Origin of the sequence: Mycobacterium sp., assembly GCF_965277065.1 — a bacterium.
Taxonomy (GTDB): Bacteria; Actinomycetota; Actinomycetes; order Mycobacteriales; family Mycobacteriaceae; genus Mycobacterium.
Map to the genome: position 1 here is coordinate 117,644 of NZ_CBDIBT010000018.1, position 17,363 is coordinate 135,006.

Below are 17,363 nucleotides of genomic sequence, written 5' to 3' on the forward strand. Positions count from 1 at the left end.
AATGTAACTGAGCGACCGCTGCGGTCGCGTCGTCCCTGCACAGCCGTACTGCGTAGGTGGCACTTTGCTCGGCCACCCGGCGCATGTTGCAACAAGTTCCACATCGTACTGAGACCGCACCGTTTACGCGATCTCGGGCGGATCTCGACGGTGTTACGCAGCCGAATGTCAGCCGCCGGAGTGCATGACGTCGGCGCCGGACGGAACCGTGCAGTCATCACGGTCCGCCAGCCAGCCCTCGGGCAGTGCCACCCGCGACGGCGATCCTTGCCGGCCGCGGGGTCCGCTCGCCGCGACCGGGAACGGCGTATCGCCGTCGAGCTGGTCCAGCAAGCGGTCCAGCTCGTCGAGGGTTTTGACCAGGGCCAGTGCGCGCCGCAGGTCCGATCCGGCCGGGAAGCCGTGCAGGTACCAGGCGATGTGTTTGCGCATGTCCCGCATGCCCTTGTCTTCACCGAAGTGCTCGCTGAGCAGCGTGCCGTGCCGTCGGATGATGTTCGCTACCTCGCCCAAGTTGGGCGGTGTCGGTGCCGGGCTACCGGTGAACGCCGCGGAGAGTTCGGCGAACAGCCACGGCCGGCCCAGGCACCCGCGACCGATGACGACGCCGTCGCAGCCGGTCATGGCCATCATGGTCAGCGCGTCGTTGGCTTCGAAGATGTCGCCGTTACCCAGCACGGGGATCGTCGTGACGTGTTGCTTGAGAAGGGCGATCTGCTCCCAGTCGGCGGTCCCCGAATAGCGCTGGGCTGCGGTGCGAGCATGCAGTGCGACCGCCGCCGCGCCCTCGGATTCGGCGATCTTGCCCGCCTCGAGGTGGGTGTGGTGCTCGTCGTCGATGCCGATCCGGTACTTGACGGTCACCGGGATGTCGGTGCCTTCGGTGCCGCGCACCGCGGCGTTGACGATCTGGCCGAACAGCTGCCGCTTGTACGGCAGCGCCGCTCCGCCACCGCGACGGGTGACCTTGGGCACCGGGCAGCCGAAGTTCATGTCGACGTGATCGGCGAGCCCATCGTCGGCAATCACCTTCACCGCCGCGTAGGTGGTGGCCGGGTCAACGGTGTAGAGCTGCAGCGAGCGTGGCGTCTCCTCGGCGGAGAACGTCGTCATGTGCATGGTCACGGGGTGCCGCTCGACGAGGGCGCGCGCGGTGACCATCTCGCAGACGTAAAGTCCGCTGACGGTGCCGACACGTTCCTGCTCGAGTTCCCGGCACAGCGTGCGGAAGGCGACGTTGGTCACGCCCGCCATGGGTGCCAGCACCACCGGGCTGGCCAGCGGAAAAGGACCAATACGCAAGGCCGGTTACCTCCGGCTCAGGGACAGCGTGCCTTCGGTGCGATGCAGCTCGGATGCCGTGACCCTCTTGCCCGTGCGGGCTTCGCGCTCGAGTTGGCGCCGCTTGGAGATCTCGAACTTGTCGCACGACATTTCGAGCTCTTTGATCAGCAGCGCCAGGTCTTCCTGCATCGCGGCAGCCTCGCCGGTGAAGTCGTCGCGCTCGAAGATGCGCCATTTCTTCAGCACCGGCATCACGACCTCGTCGAGGTGGATGCGCGGGTCATAGACACCGCCGACGGCGATCATCACGGCTTTGCGCCGGAACTCGGGCACCTGGTAGCCGGGCATCTGGAAGTTGCGCAGCACTTTGTGCAGCGACCTCATCGCCTGGTTGGGCGCAATCTCGAACCCGGCCTCGGTGACGTCGCGGTAGAAGATCATGTGCAAGTTCTCGTCGGCGGAGATCTTGGCCAGCAGCTTGTCGGCGATCGTCTCGTTGCAGGCTTTGCCGGTGTTGCGATGTGAGATGCGGGTGGCCAGCTCCTGGAAGGTCACATAGATGATCGAGTCGAAAAGGCTCTCAGCGAACAGGTCTTCTCGAATCTGTTGGTTCTGTCCCGGGCTGAAACCCCGGTTCACCACCTCCAAGCGCAGGTTCTCCAGCTCGATGGGGTCGACGGCGCGGGTCACCACCAGGTAGTCGCGCAGCGCGATTCCGTGCCGGTTCTCCTCGGCGGTCCAGCGGTTGACCCACTGGCCCCAGGCGCCGTCCATGCCGAAGTTCATCGCGATCTCGCGGTGATAAGACGGCAGGTTGTCCTCGGTCATCAGGTTCTGCACCATGGCGACCTGAGCAACGTCGGAAAGCTTGGACTGTCCGGGCTCCCAGTCCTGGCCGCCGAGGGCGTAATAGTTTTTGCCGTCCGACCACGGGATGTAGTCATGCGGATTCCAGGGCTTGTGCATGCTCAGGTGCCGGTTCATGTTCTTCTCGACAACCGGCTCGAGTTCACGCAACAGGTCCAGGCCTTGAAGATCCGGCACAACGCCTCCCAGTTATCTGTGTCTGTCGGTCTCAGTAAATATATCTGTTCATGCCGGTGACATTCAAGTTCCCGCCCGGCGCGACTTTACGCGCGACAGCGGCGCTCACGGCTAGCGCGAGGCGACCCTGCTGAGCAGCATGTCCACGCAGTAATCGATGAATTGCTCGCGGGTGGCCGCCAGTCGGCCCTCCAGGTATGCGGTGAACAACGCGGTCAAACCGCCGATAAGGCCGGTGGCGATCATCTTCTGTCGCACCGGATCGCCGATCTGGTTCAGCTTGCCCTGGAGCAGGTCGATGAAATTCGGCATCCACTCCGCGCCGGAGCGGACCAGCACCGGTTCTACCGCCGGGGCCAGCAGCAGCACCCGGCCGCGCACCGGATCGTCGACCATCAGCGCGACGAACCGCTCGACGGCTTCACGCGGCGTCGTCGCCGACATCAGCGCCGACATCGCCCTGGCGCAGACGTCGTCGTAGACGGCGCGGACGAACTCGTCGCGATCGGCGAAGCTCTCGTAGAAGTAGCGCTCGGTCAGTTCCGCCTGCCGGCACACCGCCCGCACGGTCAACGAGGGACCACTGGCTTCGCCGAGCAATGTCACCCCGGCGGCGACGAGTTCATCGCGCCGCAGGGCCTGCCGATCCCCCTAGGGGGACACCGGACCACCGCCGCGAACGTTGACCGGACGGCACGTCCCCTCCTAGACTTGTTGACAACGCGTGTAGTCAGTTTGCCTGACCCGGACAGGAAATTCGCCAGTGACTCAAGATACGTCGCAGTCTTCTTCAGTTGCGTCGGGTTGTCCCGTTTCGCCGCTGGGATACGAGGCCCCGCCGCAGCCGCTCGGCCCTGACTCGCTGACCTGGCAGTACTTCGGCGATTGGCGCGGCATGCTGCAGGGTCCGTGGGCTGGCTCGATGCAGAACATGCATCCGCAGCTGGGCGCGGCGGTCGAAGACCATTCGACGTTCTTCCGGGAGCGCTGGCCGCGGTTGCTGCGGTCGCTGTATCCGATCGGCGGGGTGGTTTTCGACGGCGACCGGGCGCCGACCACCGGGGCCGAGGTCCGCGACTACCACCTCGAGATCAAGGGCACCGACAGCCAGGGGCGCCGTTATCACGCGATGAACCCCGACGTCTTCTACTGGGCGCACTCGACGTTTTTCATGGGGACAATCCATGTGGCCGAACGGTTCTGCGGCGGTCTGACCGAAGCGCAGAAGCGCCAGCTGTTCGACGAACACATCGAGTGGTACCGGTTGTATGGCATGAGCATGCGCCCGGTGCCGAAGAGCTGGGAAGACTTTCAGGTCTACTGGGATCACATGTGCAGCGAGGTACTGGAGAACAATTACGCCGCGCGTGAGGTGCTCAACCTGGCCGAGTTGCCGAAACCGCCTTTCGCGGAATGGATTCCGGGCCCGTTGTGGGCTCTGCAACGCAAGCTGCTTCATCCGTTCTTCGTCTGGGTGACGGTTGGCCTCTATGACCCGCCGGTGCGCACGCTGATGGGTTACAGCTGGTCACGCCGCGACGAATGGCTGCACCGCCGCTTCGGTGATCTCGTGCGGCTGATCTTCGCGGTCGTGCCGCCGAGGTTGCGCAAGCATCCGCGGGCCCGGGCCGGCTTCGACCGCGCGCACGGCCGGATCCCCGTCGACACTCCGCTGATACAGACCCCGGCCCGCAACCTGCCGCCGCTCGACGAGCGGGGTAATCCAAAGCATTACTGCCCCAACGTCTGACCGCCCACCTGCCGCTCGCCGCCGTTGCGATCCCGCCACAGGCGGTACACCCCGATCGCGTCGTCGCGGGCGTCGAAGCGCATCGGCAGTCGCCGGTCCTGCCAGTCCTTGCCGAACTCGTCGTAGAACGTGGCCAGCTCGAAGTATCGACGGTCGTCGACGTAGTACGGCTCGTACTGGTCGCGCTGAGTCAAGAAGACGACCTGGTCGGGCGAGCAGTAGTACAGCGAGCCCAGGCACATCGGACACGGGTGGGCCAACAGGTAGATGGTAGTGCCGGTCAGATGTTCGGTGCCCAGTTTCACGCATGCCGCGCGGATGGCGAGGATTTCCGCATGAGCCGTCGGATCCTGGCTCTGCGCAACCTGATTGGCGCTCTCGGCCAGCACCTCGCCGTCTTTGACGATCACCGTCGCGAACGGCCGGCCGCCGTCGATGACGTTCTGGCGAGCCAGATCGATGGTTCGTTGCGCGAAGTCCAGCACGGGTCCTCCATCCGAGAGACGAGCAAATAACTAGCTGGTCTATATTAATCTGTACATCGAGAGGGGAGTCCGGGTGTCTCTACGCAGCGAAAGTGACAGCTGGGATCTGGCGACGAGCGTTGGCGCGACCGCAACGATGGTCGCCGCCCAGCGGGCGCTGTCGTCTGATGCCGGCCTGATCGACGACCCGTTCGCCGCACCGCTGGTCCGCGCGGTGGGTATCGACGTCTACACCCGACTCGTCAACGGCGAGATCCCGGTGACCGATGGCATCGACTTCGATCCGGCCCGGATGGCCCGGGGGATGGCGGTCCGAACCAGGTTCTACGACAGCTTCTTCGTCGACGCGACTCGTAGCGGCATCCGGCAGGCGGTGATCCTTGCGGCTGGTCTGGACGCCCGCGCGTACCGCTTGCCGTGGCCGCAGGGCACCGTGCTCTATGAGGTCGACCTGCCGGAAGTGATCGAGTTCAAAACCGCGACGCTGGCAAAGCTCGGTGCCGAGCCGACGGTCGAGCGGCGCACGGTCGCTGTCGATCTGCGCGACGACTGGCCTGCGGCGCTGCGGGAAACCGGCTTCGATGCGCAGTCACCGTCGGCGTGGAGCGCCGAAGGTCTGGTCGTGTATCTGCCGCCGGAGGCGCAGGACGCACTGTTCGGCCACATCACCGCGCTGAGCGCTCCGACGAGTCAGGTGGCGTCTGAATTCGTCCCTGACACAACCATTTTCAACGACCCGCGCTGGCGCGACCATCACGACAAGATGACCGAGCTGGGTTTCGAGATCGACTTCAACGACTTGGTGTATCACTACGAGCGCAGCCACATCATCGAAGACCTCACCAACCGGGGCTGGCAGGTGGAGCGCCGCGCCGTCGCCGACATGCATGCGGCCAACGGCTTCGAGTACGCCACCGACGAACTCGCGCAAGCCTTCGGCGACATCACTTATCTCAACGCAGTGCGAGGCTGACTGGTTGCTAGTGCAGCCGCGGCATTACCGCGGAGCGGTAGAAGTCAATCGCGGCCAACGGATTCCGTTGCGGAAAATGCAAGAACGGCGTCGCCCCGGCGTCCAGGACCCCCTGCACGGCTTTGATGTGCGTAGTCGGATCGGTACCAGTGGTCCAGCCTTTGATGACTTTTTCCAGCGGGGCTTGGGCCGCGCGTTGGATGTCGACCGGATTGGGTTGGTCGACGGCGCCGCCGGTGAACCGCCACAGTTCGGCAGCGCGGGCGATTTCGTCCTGGTCGCCGACGACGGCGAACATTTCGGCTCGTTTGCCCAGCGTGGCGGGGTCGCGGCCGGACTCCTGGGCGCCTCGGTTAAACGCGGCCACCAGCTTTTGATTTTTGACCCCGCCGGCTTGAGTGATCCAGCCGTCGCCGTACTGGCCGGCCAGGTGCGCGCTCTTGGGACCGTCGGCGGCAACGAAGATCGGCGGAGGCGACGGCGGCGGGTCGTAAAGCTTGAGTTGGTTGGTCTGAAAGTAGTTACCCTGGAAAGAGATTCGTTGGCCGCTCCATAGTTGCCGAATCAGCTGAACAGCTTCGACCAACCGGTCATGGCGTTCGCGGTACGGCCCGAAGTGCGTGGTGGCGGCCTGTTCGTTGAGCCGCTCGCCGGTACCGACGCCGAGGAACACCCGGCCGGGGTAAAGAACCGCCAGCGACGCGAACCCCTGTGCGACAGTCGTCGGGTTGTAACGGTAGATAGGGCATGTCACGCCGGTGCCGAAGGGGATGTGGTTGGTTCGTTGGCCGACCAGCGCCAGCGTGATCCAGGGGAACATCGAATGGCCCTCGTTGTCCTGCCACGGCTGGATGTGGTCGCTGGCCCACAAGTAGCGGAAGCCGGCCTGCTCGGCCGCCTGGGCTTGGTCGACGAGCTGCGCAGTGGTGAATTGTTCGTGTGACAGCACGAAGCCGATACCCGGCCCGGAAGGTGGTGCGGCCGGTGCTCCTTTGGGCTTCGACGTGCAGGCGGCTGCCACGCCAGTGGCGGTCATGCCCGCCGCGAGTATCCCGAGCGAGCGTCGTGACAATCCGTTCATGCGCCCGGAGTACCCACCGCGCCGAACGTGTCACATCGATGACGAGGGTCGCCTAACCCAACCCGCTACCTAAAAGTCAGTCGGTGAAGTCGATCCGCACGGACACGGGCGTCGTCTCCAAGGCCTTGACGACCTTTGCTCCCACCCGCCCGAACTTGCGGCCGCGCGCCACCACATCGTCGTCAGGCTTGAATGTCGCCACGCCGGCACGCCATGTACTGCCTTGTCGCAGGCGGACATTCGGATTGTCGACGATGTTTCGTCCCCAACCCGAGCGGGTCCCGTGCTGGGAAATGATCCATGCCCCCTGCTGGTCGAACTGCGCGGAGACGGGAACCCGGCGCAGCTGACCGGTCTTGCGACCGACGGTCTCCAGTTCGGTGGCCAGCTCGGTCCGCACCCCGATTTTGCTCAAGACCTGCACGGCCGGATTGAGCAACCGCCCGACGGCTCGTTCCCTGCGGAACTTCCGCAGCGTCTTGTCGTCGCTGTTGGTCATTCGCTGGACGCTAGTACACCGATCGGTATGGTTCAACCGTGATTCCGTAATGCCCCCACTAGGACTCGAACCTAGGACCAGCGGAATACGTTACTACGCCTGACATGTGACTTCTGGGGCTGGTGTGAGTGCTTTGTGGCACACTTTTGACATGACGCAGTCAGACGGGGTAGGCGCAGCTGTTCATGCGATATGGCCGGAGGGGTTGCCAGAGGCCGCGCAAGTGGTGAACCAGTTTGCGCTAACTGCAGACGTGACGACTGAGGACGGAATCTATTTCCTGCTGGGTCATTTTTCCGCCCCCATCTTCTCTTCGGAGCATGCCCAACAGCGGCTTCAGCAGATAGACGGAGCGGTAACGATCGCACCGCGCGGCGCGTTCTACATGACAAGACGAAATGCCGAGAGGCTGCGCGATCTGGTCAACCTCTTCCTGACTCAAGAGTCGATTGACGATCAGCGCGAGGGACGGGAGTGATAGTGCCAGTGAAGGATGGAGCCGCGGACACCACTGACACTTACACGGCACCTCGTTGGAACGAGACTTTTAGCCGCGGGTTTGCCCGCAACGTGGTTCAGGGGCTTCCGATGACACCAGGTCTGGCGTTCTTGGCGCCGGCCGTTTTCCAACCTACGTACCTTGGCGGTGGCGGAAGGTTTTCGGGTGTGGCGCATATTGTGGCCGCCAAGCTCGCGCTCTTGCAGACCCTCCAAGACGGGTGGCTTGGTCCAGGCAGATTCGACCGACAGCGTCAGCGTTGAACGCGTATCGCGACTTTCTGCTGACTCTTGGCGACCACGTGTCGCTTGACGCAGAGGCGGTCGCGGGCGGCGATGGTGCTATCCGCGTCGAGTGGCAACTTGTCGGCGGGAGCGAGCGACTCATCGAGTTCCATGCAGACGGTGGAGCCTGGTTATACGAGTCGGGCTCCGGGAGCCCCTCCTGGGGTCCTCTCATTTCAAGTACTGATGGCGACGACGGTGCTGAGTTCGAACTCGATCCGTTCGACGCCGAGGCAGCAGTTGCGTTTTACCTTGACGGTCTTCGGCGACATGGCTGAGGACGGGATCGTCGGTACCGGCAAGTACAGCAAATGAAAGGGCCGTTACTGACCTCCGGCCTTCAAACCGACGCAGCAGCACGAATACACATTGTCCGTGACCCGACAGCACATCGAAGGGTGCGTACGACCAGCATGTCAATGCAGGTCCCGGTACATGGGCGGTGTTGGCAGGGTCCAGCTACGCAGCGTTCGATGCATTCGTCGCTACCTGGAATGCCGACATGGCGGTATCCCAGAAGGCTCAACGGGGCGAAAGCGAATCGAGCGGCAGGCGAAACATTTGAAAGAGTGCGCGATTACACGCGGCTGCCAATACTTGCCTCCGCCGCCCGGCGCAGCTGTGGCGCCTGTAGTGCCATCCGGGCCGCCCTCATTTTGGTCGCGTAAGTGTGAGGTCATTGGACGGTCTCGCTTCGGAACCGGCTGCAGAACTGGTGAACTTGCTGACCGTGCGTGGTGCCCCTGCTGTCCACGCTCAACTCCCTCATCTAGGGAGTGTCGGATAGTAGATGTTCAGCCGAAACACTGTCAGGCATCACCCGAAACCGAAATGTTCAGCCGAGGTAATACACTTTCCTGGTGCCCCCACTAGGACTCGAACCTAGGACCTGCGGATTAAAAGTCCGTAGCTCTACCAACTGAGCTATAGGGGCGGCGAGGCACAAGGATACTGGGTTAGCCGTTTGAGGATTCGGCCCCCGGTGACCTAAGCTGACGTGGCTCCAGCGAACCACGTTGTGAGTACCCCGGAGTGATTCGGTTCTGGCCCCCATCGTCTAGTGGCCTAGGACGCCGCCCTTTCACGGCGGTAGCACGGGTTCGAATCCCGTTGGGGGTACACGCAGCGGCGGCAACGCCGGGGCGAGCAGTACCAGCAAGGCCCTGTGGCGCAGTTGGTTAGCGCGCCGCCCTGTCACGGCGGAGGTCGCGGGTTCGAGTCCCGTCAGGGTCGCGGCACTTCGGTTGGACACAGTGCCTTCCGGCCAGGTAGCTCAGTTGGTACGAGCGTCCGCCTGAAAAGCGGAAGGTCGCCGGTTCGATCCCGGCCCTGGCCACCAGGCTGTTTGCGCAGCTCAGGGCCTATAACGAAGCCTTGGCAACTCATCGATGCCCGCAGGAATCGTCAAAATGGGGGCCAAAATGGGCCAGACGGGATCAGCTACCGCTGTCGGGAAAGCTGTCGTCGAGCGAGTCGAGTGCCGTTGCGATGTCGTCGAGTTCGTCGTCAAACAGATTGCCTTTTGGAGGAGTCTGAGGTCCGCACCGGCCCGACGTGATAGCGACGCATAGGTGTGCCGCAAATCGTGGAGGCGCAGGTCGGGTCGGCCGATCTCAGTCGCGGATCTGCGCCAGTTGACCGCGCGCTGCTGCCCGCAGCACACGACAGACTCACCAGGGAAGCGTGCCGTTGGCGTCGAAATAGCCGGCGGTGGGGCCGTCTTGGCCGATCTGTGCCATGCGCACGATGATCTCAGCGCCCTGTTCGACGGTCTGGATGCCGGTGTTCCCGTTGAGGTCGGTCTTGGTGAAGCCGGGCTCGACTGCGTTGATCCGCATATTCGGGAACGCCTTGGCGAACTGCACGGTGATCATGTTGACCGCGGCCTTCGACGCCGGGTAGGCCACTCCGGGGTAGCCGTATGTCGGCGTTGCCGGGTTGGTGGCCGAGGTCAGCGAGCCTAGAGCGCTGCTGACGTTGACCACTACGGGGGTGGCCGACCGTTGCAGCAGCGGCAGAAAAGCGTGGGTAACGCGCACCGTCCCGAAGACATTGGTCTCGAACGTCTGCCGTAGCACGTCGGCGGTCACGTCGGCGGGGCCGATCACGGCGTTGTTGTCACCCCGTTCTTCGACGCCGGCGTTGTTGACCAAAACGTCCAGGCCACCATCGGCCTCGATGACCTTCACTGCGGCTTGCACGGACGAGTCGTCGGTGGTGTCAAGCAGGACCGATCGGCCGCCTAGCTGCCCGGCGGCGCGGCTTCCGCGTTCGGCATCTCGGCTGCCGATGTAGACCGTGTGTCCCGCGGCGATGAGTCGCCGGGCGGTCTCGAAGCCGAGGCCCTTGTTTGCTCCGGTGATCAGTGTTGTTGTCATGCCCCCACGATGCCGCCGAGCCCTGCGACCAGCCAGATGTCCACGCTTCCTGGGATTGTCAGTACCAGGGTGACCCGCCCGCGACGTTGCATAGTGGTGTGATGGCGAGCACGGACTTTGGACGAACGGTGCGGCGCTGGCGCGATCGGGTCTCTCCGGAGGTTGCCGGGCTTCCGGTCGGCGGCCCTCGGCGGGCGCCCGGGCTGCGGCGTGAGGAGCTCGCGCTGCTGGCCGGGATATCGGTCGACTATGTCACCCGTCTGGAGCAAGGTCGGGCGACGAACCCATCGGACCAGGTCGTCGAGGCACTCGGCCGGGCGCTGCGTTTGTCCGGAGCCGAGCGCGAGCATCTGTTCCATGCCGCGGGGCTCGCCCCGCCGGGGCAGGGCACCGTGCCTGCCTACATCACCCCGAGCGTCCAGCGGATGCTGGACAGGCTGATCGGAACCCCTGTTGCGGTCTTCGACGCGGCGTGGACGCTGCTGTTGGCCAACCCGCTGCACGCGGCATTGCTGGGGGAGTATCACGGCAAGGACCGCAACGCGGTCTGGCGCAACTTTCTGGGGTCGGCCAGCCGCATCCGCCATACGCCGCAGTCGCTGGGCGCTCTCCAGACCGCGCACGTCGCTGAGTTGCGCGCGGCCGCGACCAAATATCCCGCCGATCAGCAGGTGCGTCGGCTTATTGGGGAGTTGCGCGCGAAGAGTGACACTTTCGCGCTGCTCTGGGATTCCGGCGCCGTGGGGCGGCCAGAGGCTTCTAGCAAGACCATCGATCATCCGCAGGTGGGACCGTTGACGCTGGATTGCGACGTGCTCAGCGTCGCCGCCGGTGACCTTCGCATCATGATCTACACGGCCGAGCCGGGCACTCAGGACGCCGAACGGCTGGCGCTTCTGGCCGTCCTGGGCACGCAGACACTCGTCGGATAACGCGCCCGTTGCTAATCGAGGCTGACGTCGTCGGCGAGCGATGACGCTTGTCGTCTCTGCTCGAAGCTGCGCCTGCCACTCGGTGGTCATACCAATGACGACGTGCGGGCTTGCTATGTCGACCGGCTCGCACTGCTCGACGCTCTCTGTGACCCGAACATGAGTAATGCCATGAGAGTTCAGCGCTGAAGCCACCACTGAAGTCGCAGGCACGTCAGGGCATCAAATCCTGCCCTATCGCATTCAGCGACTCGCTGCCCTGCGGCCAGCGCCGCGTTCGTTCACGGTAACGACGTCGGTAAGGGCTACCAGCCAGCGTTCACTGTTGATGTCTGATTCAGGCATGGTGCTGTTGCTGGTTGGAAGCCGCGTGTACCGAGGCCTGCCGTCGTCACAGCTGGACGGTTGAGGTGATCGCCTGGGTGAGTGCTGTGATCGGCGCCGTGGCGGTGCTGGGGAGTCGGGCCACGAATACTCGGCGGATCTCGGGTGGCGCGCCTTGGACCCGTAGGGAGATGACGCCGGGCGGGACGACCGGCGACAAGTGTTCCGGAATCGTGGTGACGCCAAAGCCACCGGCGACCAAGTGCAGTTTCGTCAGCCAGTCGCGTGCAGTGTGGACGATGCGCGCTCGCCCCGGCAGGCCTGGCCAGACACCGAGCAGTGGCTCCGCGCTCGATGAGGGGGTGGCGATCCAGGGTGCTTCGAGTAGTTCGTCGACGTGGACGGACGTGCGGCTGGCGAACGTGCCGGTGGCCGCCACCGCCACGAGAAGTTCGGTGTCCTGCACGGTCGTTATGTGCAAGCGTGGTGACTCGCCGTCTGGTGGCCGGTGCGGTGGACGAGAGGTGAGTACGGCGACGTCGATCGAACCGGCGCGCAACGCCCGGGCCAAGCTGGGCGTGGTGCCTTCGCGAGTGCTAACCCGGACCCGTGGCGCTGTCCTTGCGAGTCGGGCGAGCGCGGCGGGCAGGACCACCGGCCCGGCGCTAGGGACCGACCCGAGCCGCACCAGGTGCATACGGGGAGCCTCCTCATCGATCAGGTCGCGTTCGGCCGCGTCGACCGACGCCAAAATCGTGCGGGCGTGGCGCAGCAACATCAGTCCGGGCTCGGTGAGCCGTACCCCGTCGGTCCGCCGCTCGAACAGGGTGGCGCCGGCGCAGCGTTCGAGGGTGACCGCCTGGCGCGAGACCGCGGACTGCGTATAGCCCAGCTGTGCGGCGGCCGCGGTGAAGCTGCCCGACTCGGCGATCTGACAAAGCACCCGAAGGGTCGCGCTCGACACGTCCATGCTGACTACGCATAGCACAGATGTCAGATCGTCGCTTCCCGCATGCCCTTGTTCTACCTAGCGTGGCGAAGGACGAGACAGAAGGGCTTTCCTATGCGTGCAGCGACACTAACCGCGTTCGGCGCCCCGCTCACGGTGCGCGACGTACCCGACCCGGAAGCCGGCAGTGGTGAGGTACTGGTCGAGGTCCTGGCGACCTGTGTGCCCCCCTACGCGGCCGAGGTGTTCAGCGGTGAACGGCACTATCCGCTGAAACCACCGGTCGTCCCGGGCGTTGGCGGTATCGGCCGACTGGCACGCGTGGGACCGGACGCGACCAAGCTGAGGGTGGGGGACCTAGTGTGGTGCGACTCGACGGTCCGCGCCCGCGACGATGTCCTGACACCAGACATCACGCTGCAGGGCTGGAGCTCCCGCGGCGAGGGCGGCGCCCGCCTGGCCCGATACCTGCACGACGGACCGTTCGCCGAACTCATGCGGGTTCCCACCGAGAACGTCTACCCCCTACCCATCGGGGCAGCAGCCGATCCCGCACGCTGGTCCGCACTCGGTGTGCACACCATTCCCTACGGAGGGCTGTTGGCCGGCCAACTTGCGGCCGGAGAGACTCTGCTGGTCAGTGGGGCAACGGGCAACCTGGGCAGCAGCGCAGTAGCCGTCGCGCTCGCCATGGGCGCCGGGCACGTCGTGGCCCCGGGACGCAACCGAGGCGCTCTCGACCTGCTCGCCGACCGGTTCGGCCCACGGGTGAGCCCGGTCGAACTCAGCGGAGACGAAGCCACCGACCGCGCAACAATGGCCGCGGCCACCGACGGCCCGATCGACATCGTGCTCGACTTGCTACCCCCTCAGGCACCCAGCTCGGCGGCACGTGCGGCAGCCATGACCGTGCGCGAGTACGGCCGGGTCGTGCTGATGGGCGGCATCGGCATGCTCGGCGGCGCGGATCTCGCCCTGCCCTACCCCTGGATCATGCGCAACTCAGTGACCGTACGCGGCCAATGGATGTACCCACGCGCGGCGAACGTCGGCATGATCCGACTCATCGCGACGGGCGCCCTAGACCTCACCCCCGAACACGTCACCCGATTCGACCTCGACCAGGTCAACGACGCGGTCACCCACGCAGCCACACACGGCGGCCCCTACGACCGCACCATCCTCACGCCAAGCGGCTAAACCCGCAGCTCGGTGCCGCCCGGGACTGTAAACAACGGGTATCGACTAGTTCGATAGACACGACGAAACAATAAAACTCGGATTCGAGCAGGCCCCGCGGCACCGAAATCCGTTGATGTGAACTGTATTAGAAATCGCGCCCCCTACTTCGCCGTAGGTGGCGTCATGAAAGCTGTTGTTGTACAAACAGTTAGGGAAGATAGCCTAGATCGCGCCGCATAACGACAGATGGCGGCGTACGCATCGCGCGTTGATCCAAACCGACGTGCGATCAGGAGTGCAGCAAACTGGGTCAAGCCCAGACTATTACCGGTAAGTCCGCATATTCGATTCCCGCGTATTTGTCGTTTCCCGCCGTTGTCAGGATCGCGGGGGAGCAACTGGGAATGGATTGCTGCTGATATCCATGACGTCTCCCGGCGGACCGCCCAAAGCGATGCCCCTCGACTTCATCGACGTCCATAACGGCCACTTCCTGCGCGCAGACCTGTGGCGAATGCGAGGAGAAAGGCGTGCTCGCGTCGCCCGGCCAAGTCGGTTTCGAGAACGTCATGGAGCAGCGGCGATATTAGGTGGGCCCGAACCGGTGGGTCAGACCGGTCGTCTGCAGCGTAGACATCGAAGGTCATGCCCGGGAGCCGCTGACTCAGCGGCCAACCACCAGGCCGCGCTTGGCGAGGTGGGTGTGTAGCTGGTGAGGGGAGGGCGGCGGGGTCTGCGGCCGTTACCGACGAACGGACCGCTGTCATCGTGCAGCGCGGTAGCCAATGCCCCCGCAGCTGAGGCACGATCGTCCTTATGGACCGACGTCGTGATCAGTTCTCCGAGCGCGGTTCGGCCGACCCGGGGTGGCGAAGATGGACGCGCCGCGCATAGTACTACGTGGTCGTTCGACCGAGTCGGAGCGCGCCGAGACGGTCCTGCGGACGGCAAGGAGCCACGGCCGGGGCGTAGTCCTCGTCATCACCGGCGAAGCGGGTATCGGAAAGACCGCATTACTAGAGGCGATCCGCGTGCGTGCACGGGATGGCGGATTCGCGGTGGGGTCGGCCAATGCAACCGCAGTCGACGATGTGGCCGCCGGCGCTCTGCTAATGCTTGCGCTCCGCTCCGGCGTCGAGCCACTGTTGGATTACCACACGTTCCTCGGTCTGGCCTCGGTGTATGACCAACGGTTGTGGCTCGCTGATCAACTTGCCGACGCGCTAGAAGCTCGCGCCCAGCGGCAACCGGTCCTCATCGCCTTGGATGACTTTCAATTCGCCGATCCGCTGAGCCGCTTCCTGGTGCGTGCATTGACCGGGCGGCTAGCGGGTTCGCCCATCGTCTGGGCGATCGCGCGGCGAGGAACGTGGGTAGAGGCCGGCGAGGACATCGCCGCCGCCGGCGTACTCGACCCGGAAATCGACGTCGATCACCTCGCGCTGGGCCCGCTGGACGACGACGACATCGTGGCCGTGGCCGCCGACGTCGTCGGCCACCCCATGCCCGCTCGCGCCTCCCACCACTTGCAAGCCGCGGCCGGTAACCCGTTGCTAGCCACACAGTTTGCCGCTGAGATCGCGACCGGTTCCTTCGACGTGGACCGTGGCGCCATACCCGCGTCTCTGTTGGCGTCCTTGCGCGCGCGCACGCGAACGCTGACCGCGACTACCGAGCAGCTGCTGCACGTGAGCGCGGTTTGGGGACGTCCGCTCGCGTTGGCTGACGCTGCAGAACTGCTCGGATTGGTATCGACGCAGGACGTGCTGGAGCGCGCTCGGGGTGCCGTGCTTCAAGGCCTCCTCGACGGCTCGGGCGATGCCATCGACTTCCGTCACGACCTGATCCGCGAATTCTTCTACAGCAGCTTGTCGCGCTCGGCCAAACTCGACTTGCACCGCAGATGCGCAGCGTTGCTGCTGCAGGGATCCGACGGCAGTGCGATTCGAGCCTCCCCGCACGCCCAGGCCCTTGCCCAGCTCGGAGACACCGGCGCGGCGACGACGTTACGGGCTGCCGCCGAGCAATGCATCACCGTACTGCCGCACGTGGCCGCGGACCTGGCTCGGGGCGCGTTCACCCTCCTCGGCCGCGACGATCCGACTCGGCTAGACCTCGGCGAGCGCTGTGCTGAGATTCTGGTGCAGGCTCACCATGGCGACGACGCCATCCTCGTCGTCGACGAGGTGCTGCGTGGAACCTCCGAGCCGAATCGACGGGCGCGACTGCAGGTAATCGCCGCTCACGCCCTGTGGCGCAACGGCGAGCTAGCCGACATCGTGGAGCGAGTCGAGGCCACCGTCGCTCTGGACGGAATCCGTGCTGAACTACTGGCTCGCCTCACCGCGCTGAAGGCTCTGGCGCTGACCAGGATTGGATCATCGGCCGAGGCGACGGAAACCGCACTCGCCGCGTTACGCATGCAGGATGAGTCGGATCCCGAAGTGGTGTCCATCACCGTTCAGGCATTGGGCCATGCCGCCCGAAACGAGGGCCGGTTCGAGCAGGCCTGGAATGAATTTCATTCATTGCGAACACGTTTCGGTGCTCAGCATCTGCCCTTGGAGATCATGGCACTGCAAAGTCTAGACCGCTACCCCGAGGCCCAAGCGGTCCTCGACGAAGCAACTCGCAGCAGCGATGCACATTCGGATGTGGCGCTGCTGGACTTGCTCGTCGCGCAGCAGTGGCAGGAATGGCATTTGGGTCACCTCGATGCCGCGGTGACGACCGCCCGGAGTGTCGTGCGCCTCAGCGAGGAACTCGGCGTGCACGCGAGCAAGATTCAGGGCTGGACGCTGCTGAGCATTTACGCCGTCCTGCACAAGGAGTTCGACCGCGCCGCCGAACTCGTGCGACAAGCGGGCCGCATCGGCGCCCGAGAGTGGGCTTCGCAGCCAGAGCTGACCCTGGTCCGCGGCTACGTGGACGCCGCGACCGGCGACAACGATGCTGCCGTCGCCGTTCTGGCCCCCATGGTCAGCGACGCGACCACGCGTCACCACTACTGGCCGCGATCCCAAGAATGGCCCCGGCTGCTGGCCGGTGCCGCCGTAGCGGGAGGCCACACGGTGTTGGCCGCGCAGTGCGTGGCACACGCGAACCTACTCGCCCACTACAACCCCAACGTGGCGACCATTCTTGGGATCGCCGCTCAAACCCGTGGATTCGTCGGACACGATCTGCGAGAGCTGCGCAACGCCGCAGCAATCTTGGCCGACGCCCCGCGCACAATGCTGCACGCGCGCGCTCGTTTCGATTTAGGCCGCGCCTTGCTCGATGACGGGCAGCACCGCCAAGCGAGCAGCGAACTTGAGCGCGCACTATCGATTTACCAGCGGCTGGATCTTCCGCTGTACGTCGATCAAGTGCGTGCCGCACTGGACGGGGCAGGTCATTCACGGCATCGACCGCATCAGGCACGGCCCCAGTTCGGCTGGGGCGCACTCACCGACGCCGAGCACGCGGTGGCCGAACAGATCGCTAGCGGCCGTACCAACCGGGTAGCCGCCGAGGCGCTGCACGTCTCCGTCCACACCGTCAATACGCATGTGAGATCGATCTTCACCAAACTCGATCTGCACTCGCGCGTGCAACTGGCCAACGCCTGGAACACCCGTCCGGTCCACGGGACTTGGTGAGCTGTTCGTCCTTGGCGGGTGGAACGGCGAAAGCGGGACGATCGCTCTCCGGCGAGGA

The 17,363-nt window shown here is 64.8% G+C and carries 14 protein-coding genes, 4 tRNA genes and 1 pseudogene; 10 read left to right on the forward strand and 9 right to left on the reverse strand.

Annotation, left to right across the window (positions count from 1 at the left end):
- Positions 1-168 precede the first annotated feature (168 nt).
- The 3 genes and pseudogenes from dusB to ACQY5A_RS11985 form a co-directional block, all read right to left on the reverse strand.
- Positions 169-1,302 (reverse strand): tRNA dihydrouridine synthase DusB, encoded by a 1,134-nt coding sequence (dusB, locus tag ACQY5A_RS11975; RefSeq protein WP_428340597.1) that lies wholly within the window; start codon positions 1,300-1,302, stop codon positions 169-171.
- A 6-nt stretch (positions 1,303-1,308) separates the two neighbouring features.
- A complete protein-coding gene (locus tag ACQY5A_RS11980; protein WP_428340598.1) occupies positions 1,309-2,328 on the reverse strand; it encodes an acyl-ACP desaturase in 1,020 nt (339 codons plus the stop codon).
- 111 nt (positions 2,329-2,439) lie between these two features.
- Positions 2,440-3,025, reverse strand: a pseudogene (locus tag ACQY5A_RS11985) (TetR/AcrR family transcriptional regulator).
- Between the two features lie 42 nt (positions 3,026-3,067).
- Between ACQY5A_RS11985 and ACQY5A_RS11990 the strand changes: the two are divergent.
- Positions 3,068-4,078, forward strand: coding sequence for an oxygenase MpaB family protein (locus tag ACQY5A_RS11990; RefSeq protein ID WP_428341485.1), 1,011 nt, complete (start codon positions 3,068-3,070; stop codon positions 4,076-4,078).
- On the opposite strand, the gene ACQY5A_RS11995 is transcribed toward ACQY5A_RS11990, so the two are convergent.
- On the reverse strand, positions 4,060-4,560 hold the full coding sequence (locus ACQY5A_RS11995) for a nucleoside deaminase (RefSeq protein WP_428341486.1): 501 nt from the start codon (positions 4,558-4,560) through the stop codon (positions 4,060-4,062). The two genes, ACQY5A_RS11990 and ACQY5A_RS11995, sit on opposite strands and share 19 nt — an antisense overlap.
- Before the next feature lie 139 nt (positions 4,561-4,699).
- On the opposite strand from ACQY5A_RS11995, the gene ACQY5A_RS12000 reads away from it, so the two are divergent.
- The gene (locus tag ACQY5A_RS12000) at positions 4,700-5,536 is read left to right on the forward strand and encodes a class I SAM-dependent methyltransferase (protein WP_428341487.1); all 837 of its coding nucleotides are present in this window, start codon (positions 4,700-4,702) and stop codon (positions 5,534-5,536) included.
- Between the two features lie 7 nt (positions 5,537-5,543).
- Here ACQY5A_RS12000 and ACQY5A_RS12005 read toward each other — a convergent pair whose 3' ends face one another.
- Complete coding sequence (locus tag ACQY5A_RS12005) at positions 5,544-6,617, reverse strand: F420-dependent hydroxymycolic acid dehydrogenase (protein WP_428340599.1); 1,074 nt, start codon at positions 6,615-6,617, stop codon at positions 5,544-5,546.
- Positions 6,618-6,693: 76 nt separating this feature from the next.
- Entirely contained in the window at positions 6,694-7,116 is a 423-nt protein-coding gene (locus ACQY5A_RS12010; RefSeq protein ID WP_428340600.1) for a nitroreductase family deazaflavin-dependent oxidoreductase, read from the reverse strand.
- Between the two features lie 151 nt (positions 7,117-7,267).
- Here ACQY5A_RS12010 and ACQY5A_RS12015 point away from each other — a divergent pair, with 151 nt between their 5' ends.
- Together ACQY5A_RS12015 and ACQY5A_RS12020 are read left to right on the forward strand one after the other, a co-directional pair.
- Positions 7,268-7,594 carry a hypothetical protein gene (locus tag ACQY5A_RS12015; RefSeq protein WP_428340601.1) on the forward strand — a complete coding sequence of 109 codons (327 nt, stop codon included), beginning with the start codon at positions 7,268-7,270 and terminating at the stop codon, positions 7,592-7,594.
- Between the two features lie 491 nt (positions 7,595-8,085).
- Positions 8,086-8,214, forward strand: a complete 129-nt coding sequence (locus tag ACQY5A_RS12020; protein ID WP_428340602.1) for a hypothetical protein — start codon at positions 8,086-8,088, stop codon at positions 8,212-8,214.
- A 543-nt stretch (positions 8,215-8,757) separates the two neighbouring features.
- Here the strand turns inward: ACQY5A_RS12020 and ACQY5A_RS12025 are convergent.
- Positions 8,758-8,833 (reverse strand) — tRNA-Lys (locus ACQY5A_RS12025).
- A 112-nt stretch (positions 8,834-8,945) separates the two neighbouring features.
- On the opposite strand from ACQY5A_RS12025, the gene ACQY5A_RS12030 reads away from it, so the two are divergent.
- The 3 genes from ACQY5A_RS12030 (at position 8,946) to ACQY5A_RS12040 (ending at position 9,238) form a co-directional block, all read left to right on the forward strand.
- A tRNA-Glu gene (locus ACQY5A_RS12030) sits at positions 8,946-9,018 on the forward strand.
- A 40-nt stretch (positions 9,019-9,058) separates the two neighbouring features.
- Positions 9,059-9,132, forward strand: a tRNA-Asp gene (locus ACQY5A_RS12035).
- Positions 9,133-9,161: 29 nt separating this feature from the next.
- Positions 9,162-9,238 (forward strand) — tRNA-Phe (locus tag ACQY5A_RS12040).
- Positions 9,239-9,569: 331 nt separating this feature from the next.
- Here ACQY5A_RS12040 and ACQY5A_RS12045 read toward each other — a convergent pair.
- On the reverse strand, positions 9,570-10,277 hold the full coding sequence (locus ACQY5A_RS12045; RefSeq protein ID WP_428340603.1) for an SDR family NAD(P)-dependent oxidoreductase: 708 nt from the start codon (positions 10,275-10,277) through the stop codon (positions 9,570-9,572).
- 101 nt (positions 10,278-10,378) lie between these two features.
- Between ACQY5A_RS12045 and ACQY5A_RS12050 the strand changes: the two genes are divergently transcribed.
- Entirely contained in the window at positions 10,379-11,209 is an 831-nt protein-coding gene (locus tag ACQY5A_RS12050; RefSeq protein WP_428340604.1) for a helix-turn-helix transcriptional regulator, read from the forward strand.
- 391 nt (positions 11,210-11,600) lie between these two features.
- Here the strand turns inward: ACQY5A_RS12050 and ACQY5A_RS12055 are convergent, their stop codons facing one another.
- Positions 11,601-12,503, reverse strand: coding sequence for a LysR family transcriptional regulator (locus tag ACQY5A_RS12055; RefSeq protein WP_428340605.1), 903 nt, complete (start codon positions 12,501-12,503; stop codon positions 11,601-11,603).
- Positions 12,504-12,596: 93 nt separating this feature from the next.
- Between ACQY5A_RS12055 and ACQY5A_RS12060 the strand changes: the two genes are divergently transcribed.
- Entirely contained in the window at positions 12,597-13,682 is a 1,086-nt protein-coding gene (locus ACQY5A_RS12060; RefSeq protein ID WP_428340606.1) for an alcohol dehydrogenase catalytic domain-containing protein, read from the forward strand.
- 857 nt (positions 13,683-14,539) lie between these two features.
- On the forward strand, positions 14,540-17,305 hold the full coding sequence (locus ACQY5A_RS12065) for an AAA family ATPase (RefSeq protein WP_428340607.1): 2,766 nt from the start codon (positions 14,540-14,542) through the stop codon (positions 17,303-17,305).
- Positions 17,306-17,363 lie beyond the last annotated feature (58 nt).

Excerpts from the sequence above, each read along its gene's own strand:
- ACQY5A_RS12000 (WP_428341487.1), top strand. The coding sequence starts at position 4,700 with ATGGTCGCCGCCCAGCGGGCGCTGTCGTCTGATGCCGGCCTGATCGAC.
- ACQY5A_RS12005 (WP_428340599.1), bottom strand. The coding sequence starts at position 6,617 with ATGAACGGATTGTCACGACGCTCGCTCGGGATACTCGCGGCGGGCATG.
- ACQY5A_RS12010 (WP_428340600.1), bottom strand. The coding sequence starts at position 7,116 with ATGACCAACAGCGACGACAAGACGCTGCGGAAGTTCCGCAGGGAACGA.
- ACQY5A_RS12015 (WP_428340601.1), top strand. The coding sequence starts at position 7,268 with ATGACGCAGTCAGACGGGGTAGGCGCAGCTGTTCATGCGATATGGCCG.
- ACQY5A_RS12020 (WP_428340602.1), top strand. The coding sequence starts at position 8,086 with ATGGCGACGACGGTGCTGAGTTCGAACTCGATCCGTTCGACGCCGAGG.
- ACQY5A_RS12045 (WP_428340603.1), bottom strand. The coding sequence starts at position 10,277 with ATGACAACAACACTGATCACCGGAGCAAACAAGGGCCTCGGCTTCGAG.
- ACQY5A_RS12050 (WP_428340604.1), top strand. The coding sequence starts at position 10,379 with ATGGCGAGCACGGACTTTGGACGAACGGTGCGGCGCTGGCGCGATCGG.
- ACQY5A_RS12055 (WP_428340605.1), bottom strand. The coding sequence starts at position 12,503 with ATGGACGTGTCGAGCGCGACCCTTCGGGTGCTTTGTCAGATCGCCGAG.
- ACQY5A_RS12060 (WP_428340606.1), top strand. The coding sequence starts at position 12,597 with ATGCGTGCAGCGACACTAACCGCGTTCGGCGCCCCGCTCACGGTGCGC.
- ACQY5A_RS12065 (WP_428340607.1), top strand. The coding sequence starts at position 14,540 with ATGGACGCGCCGCGCATAGTACTACGTGGTCGTTCGACCGAGTCGGAG.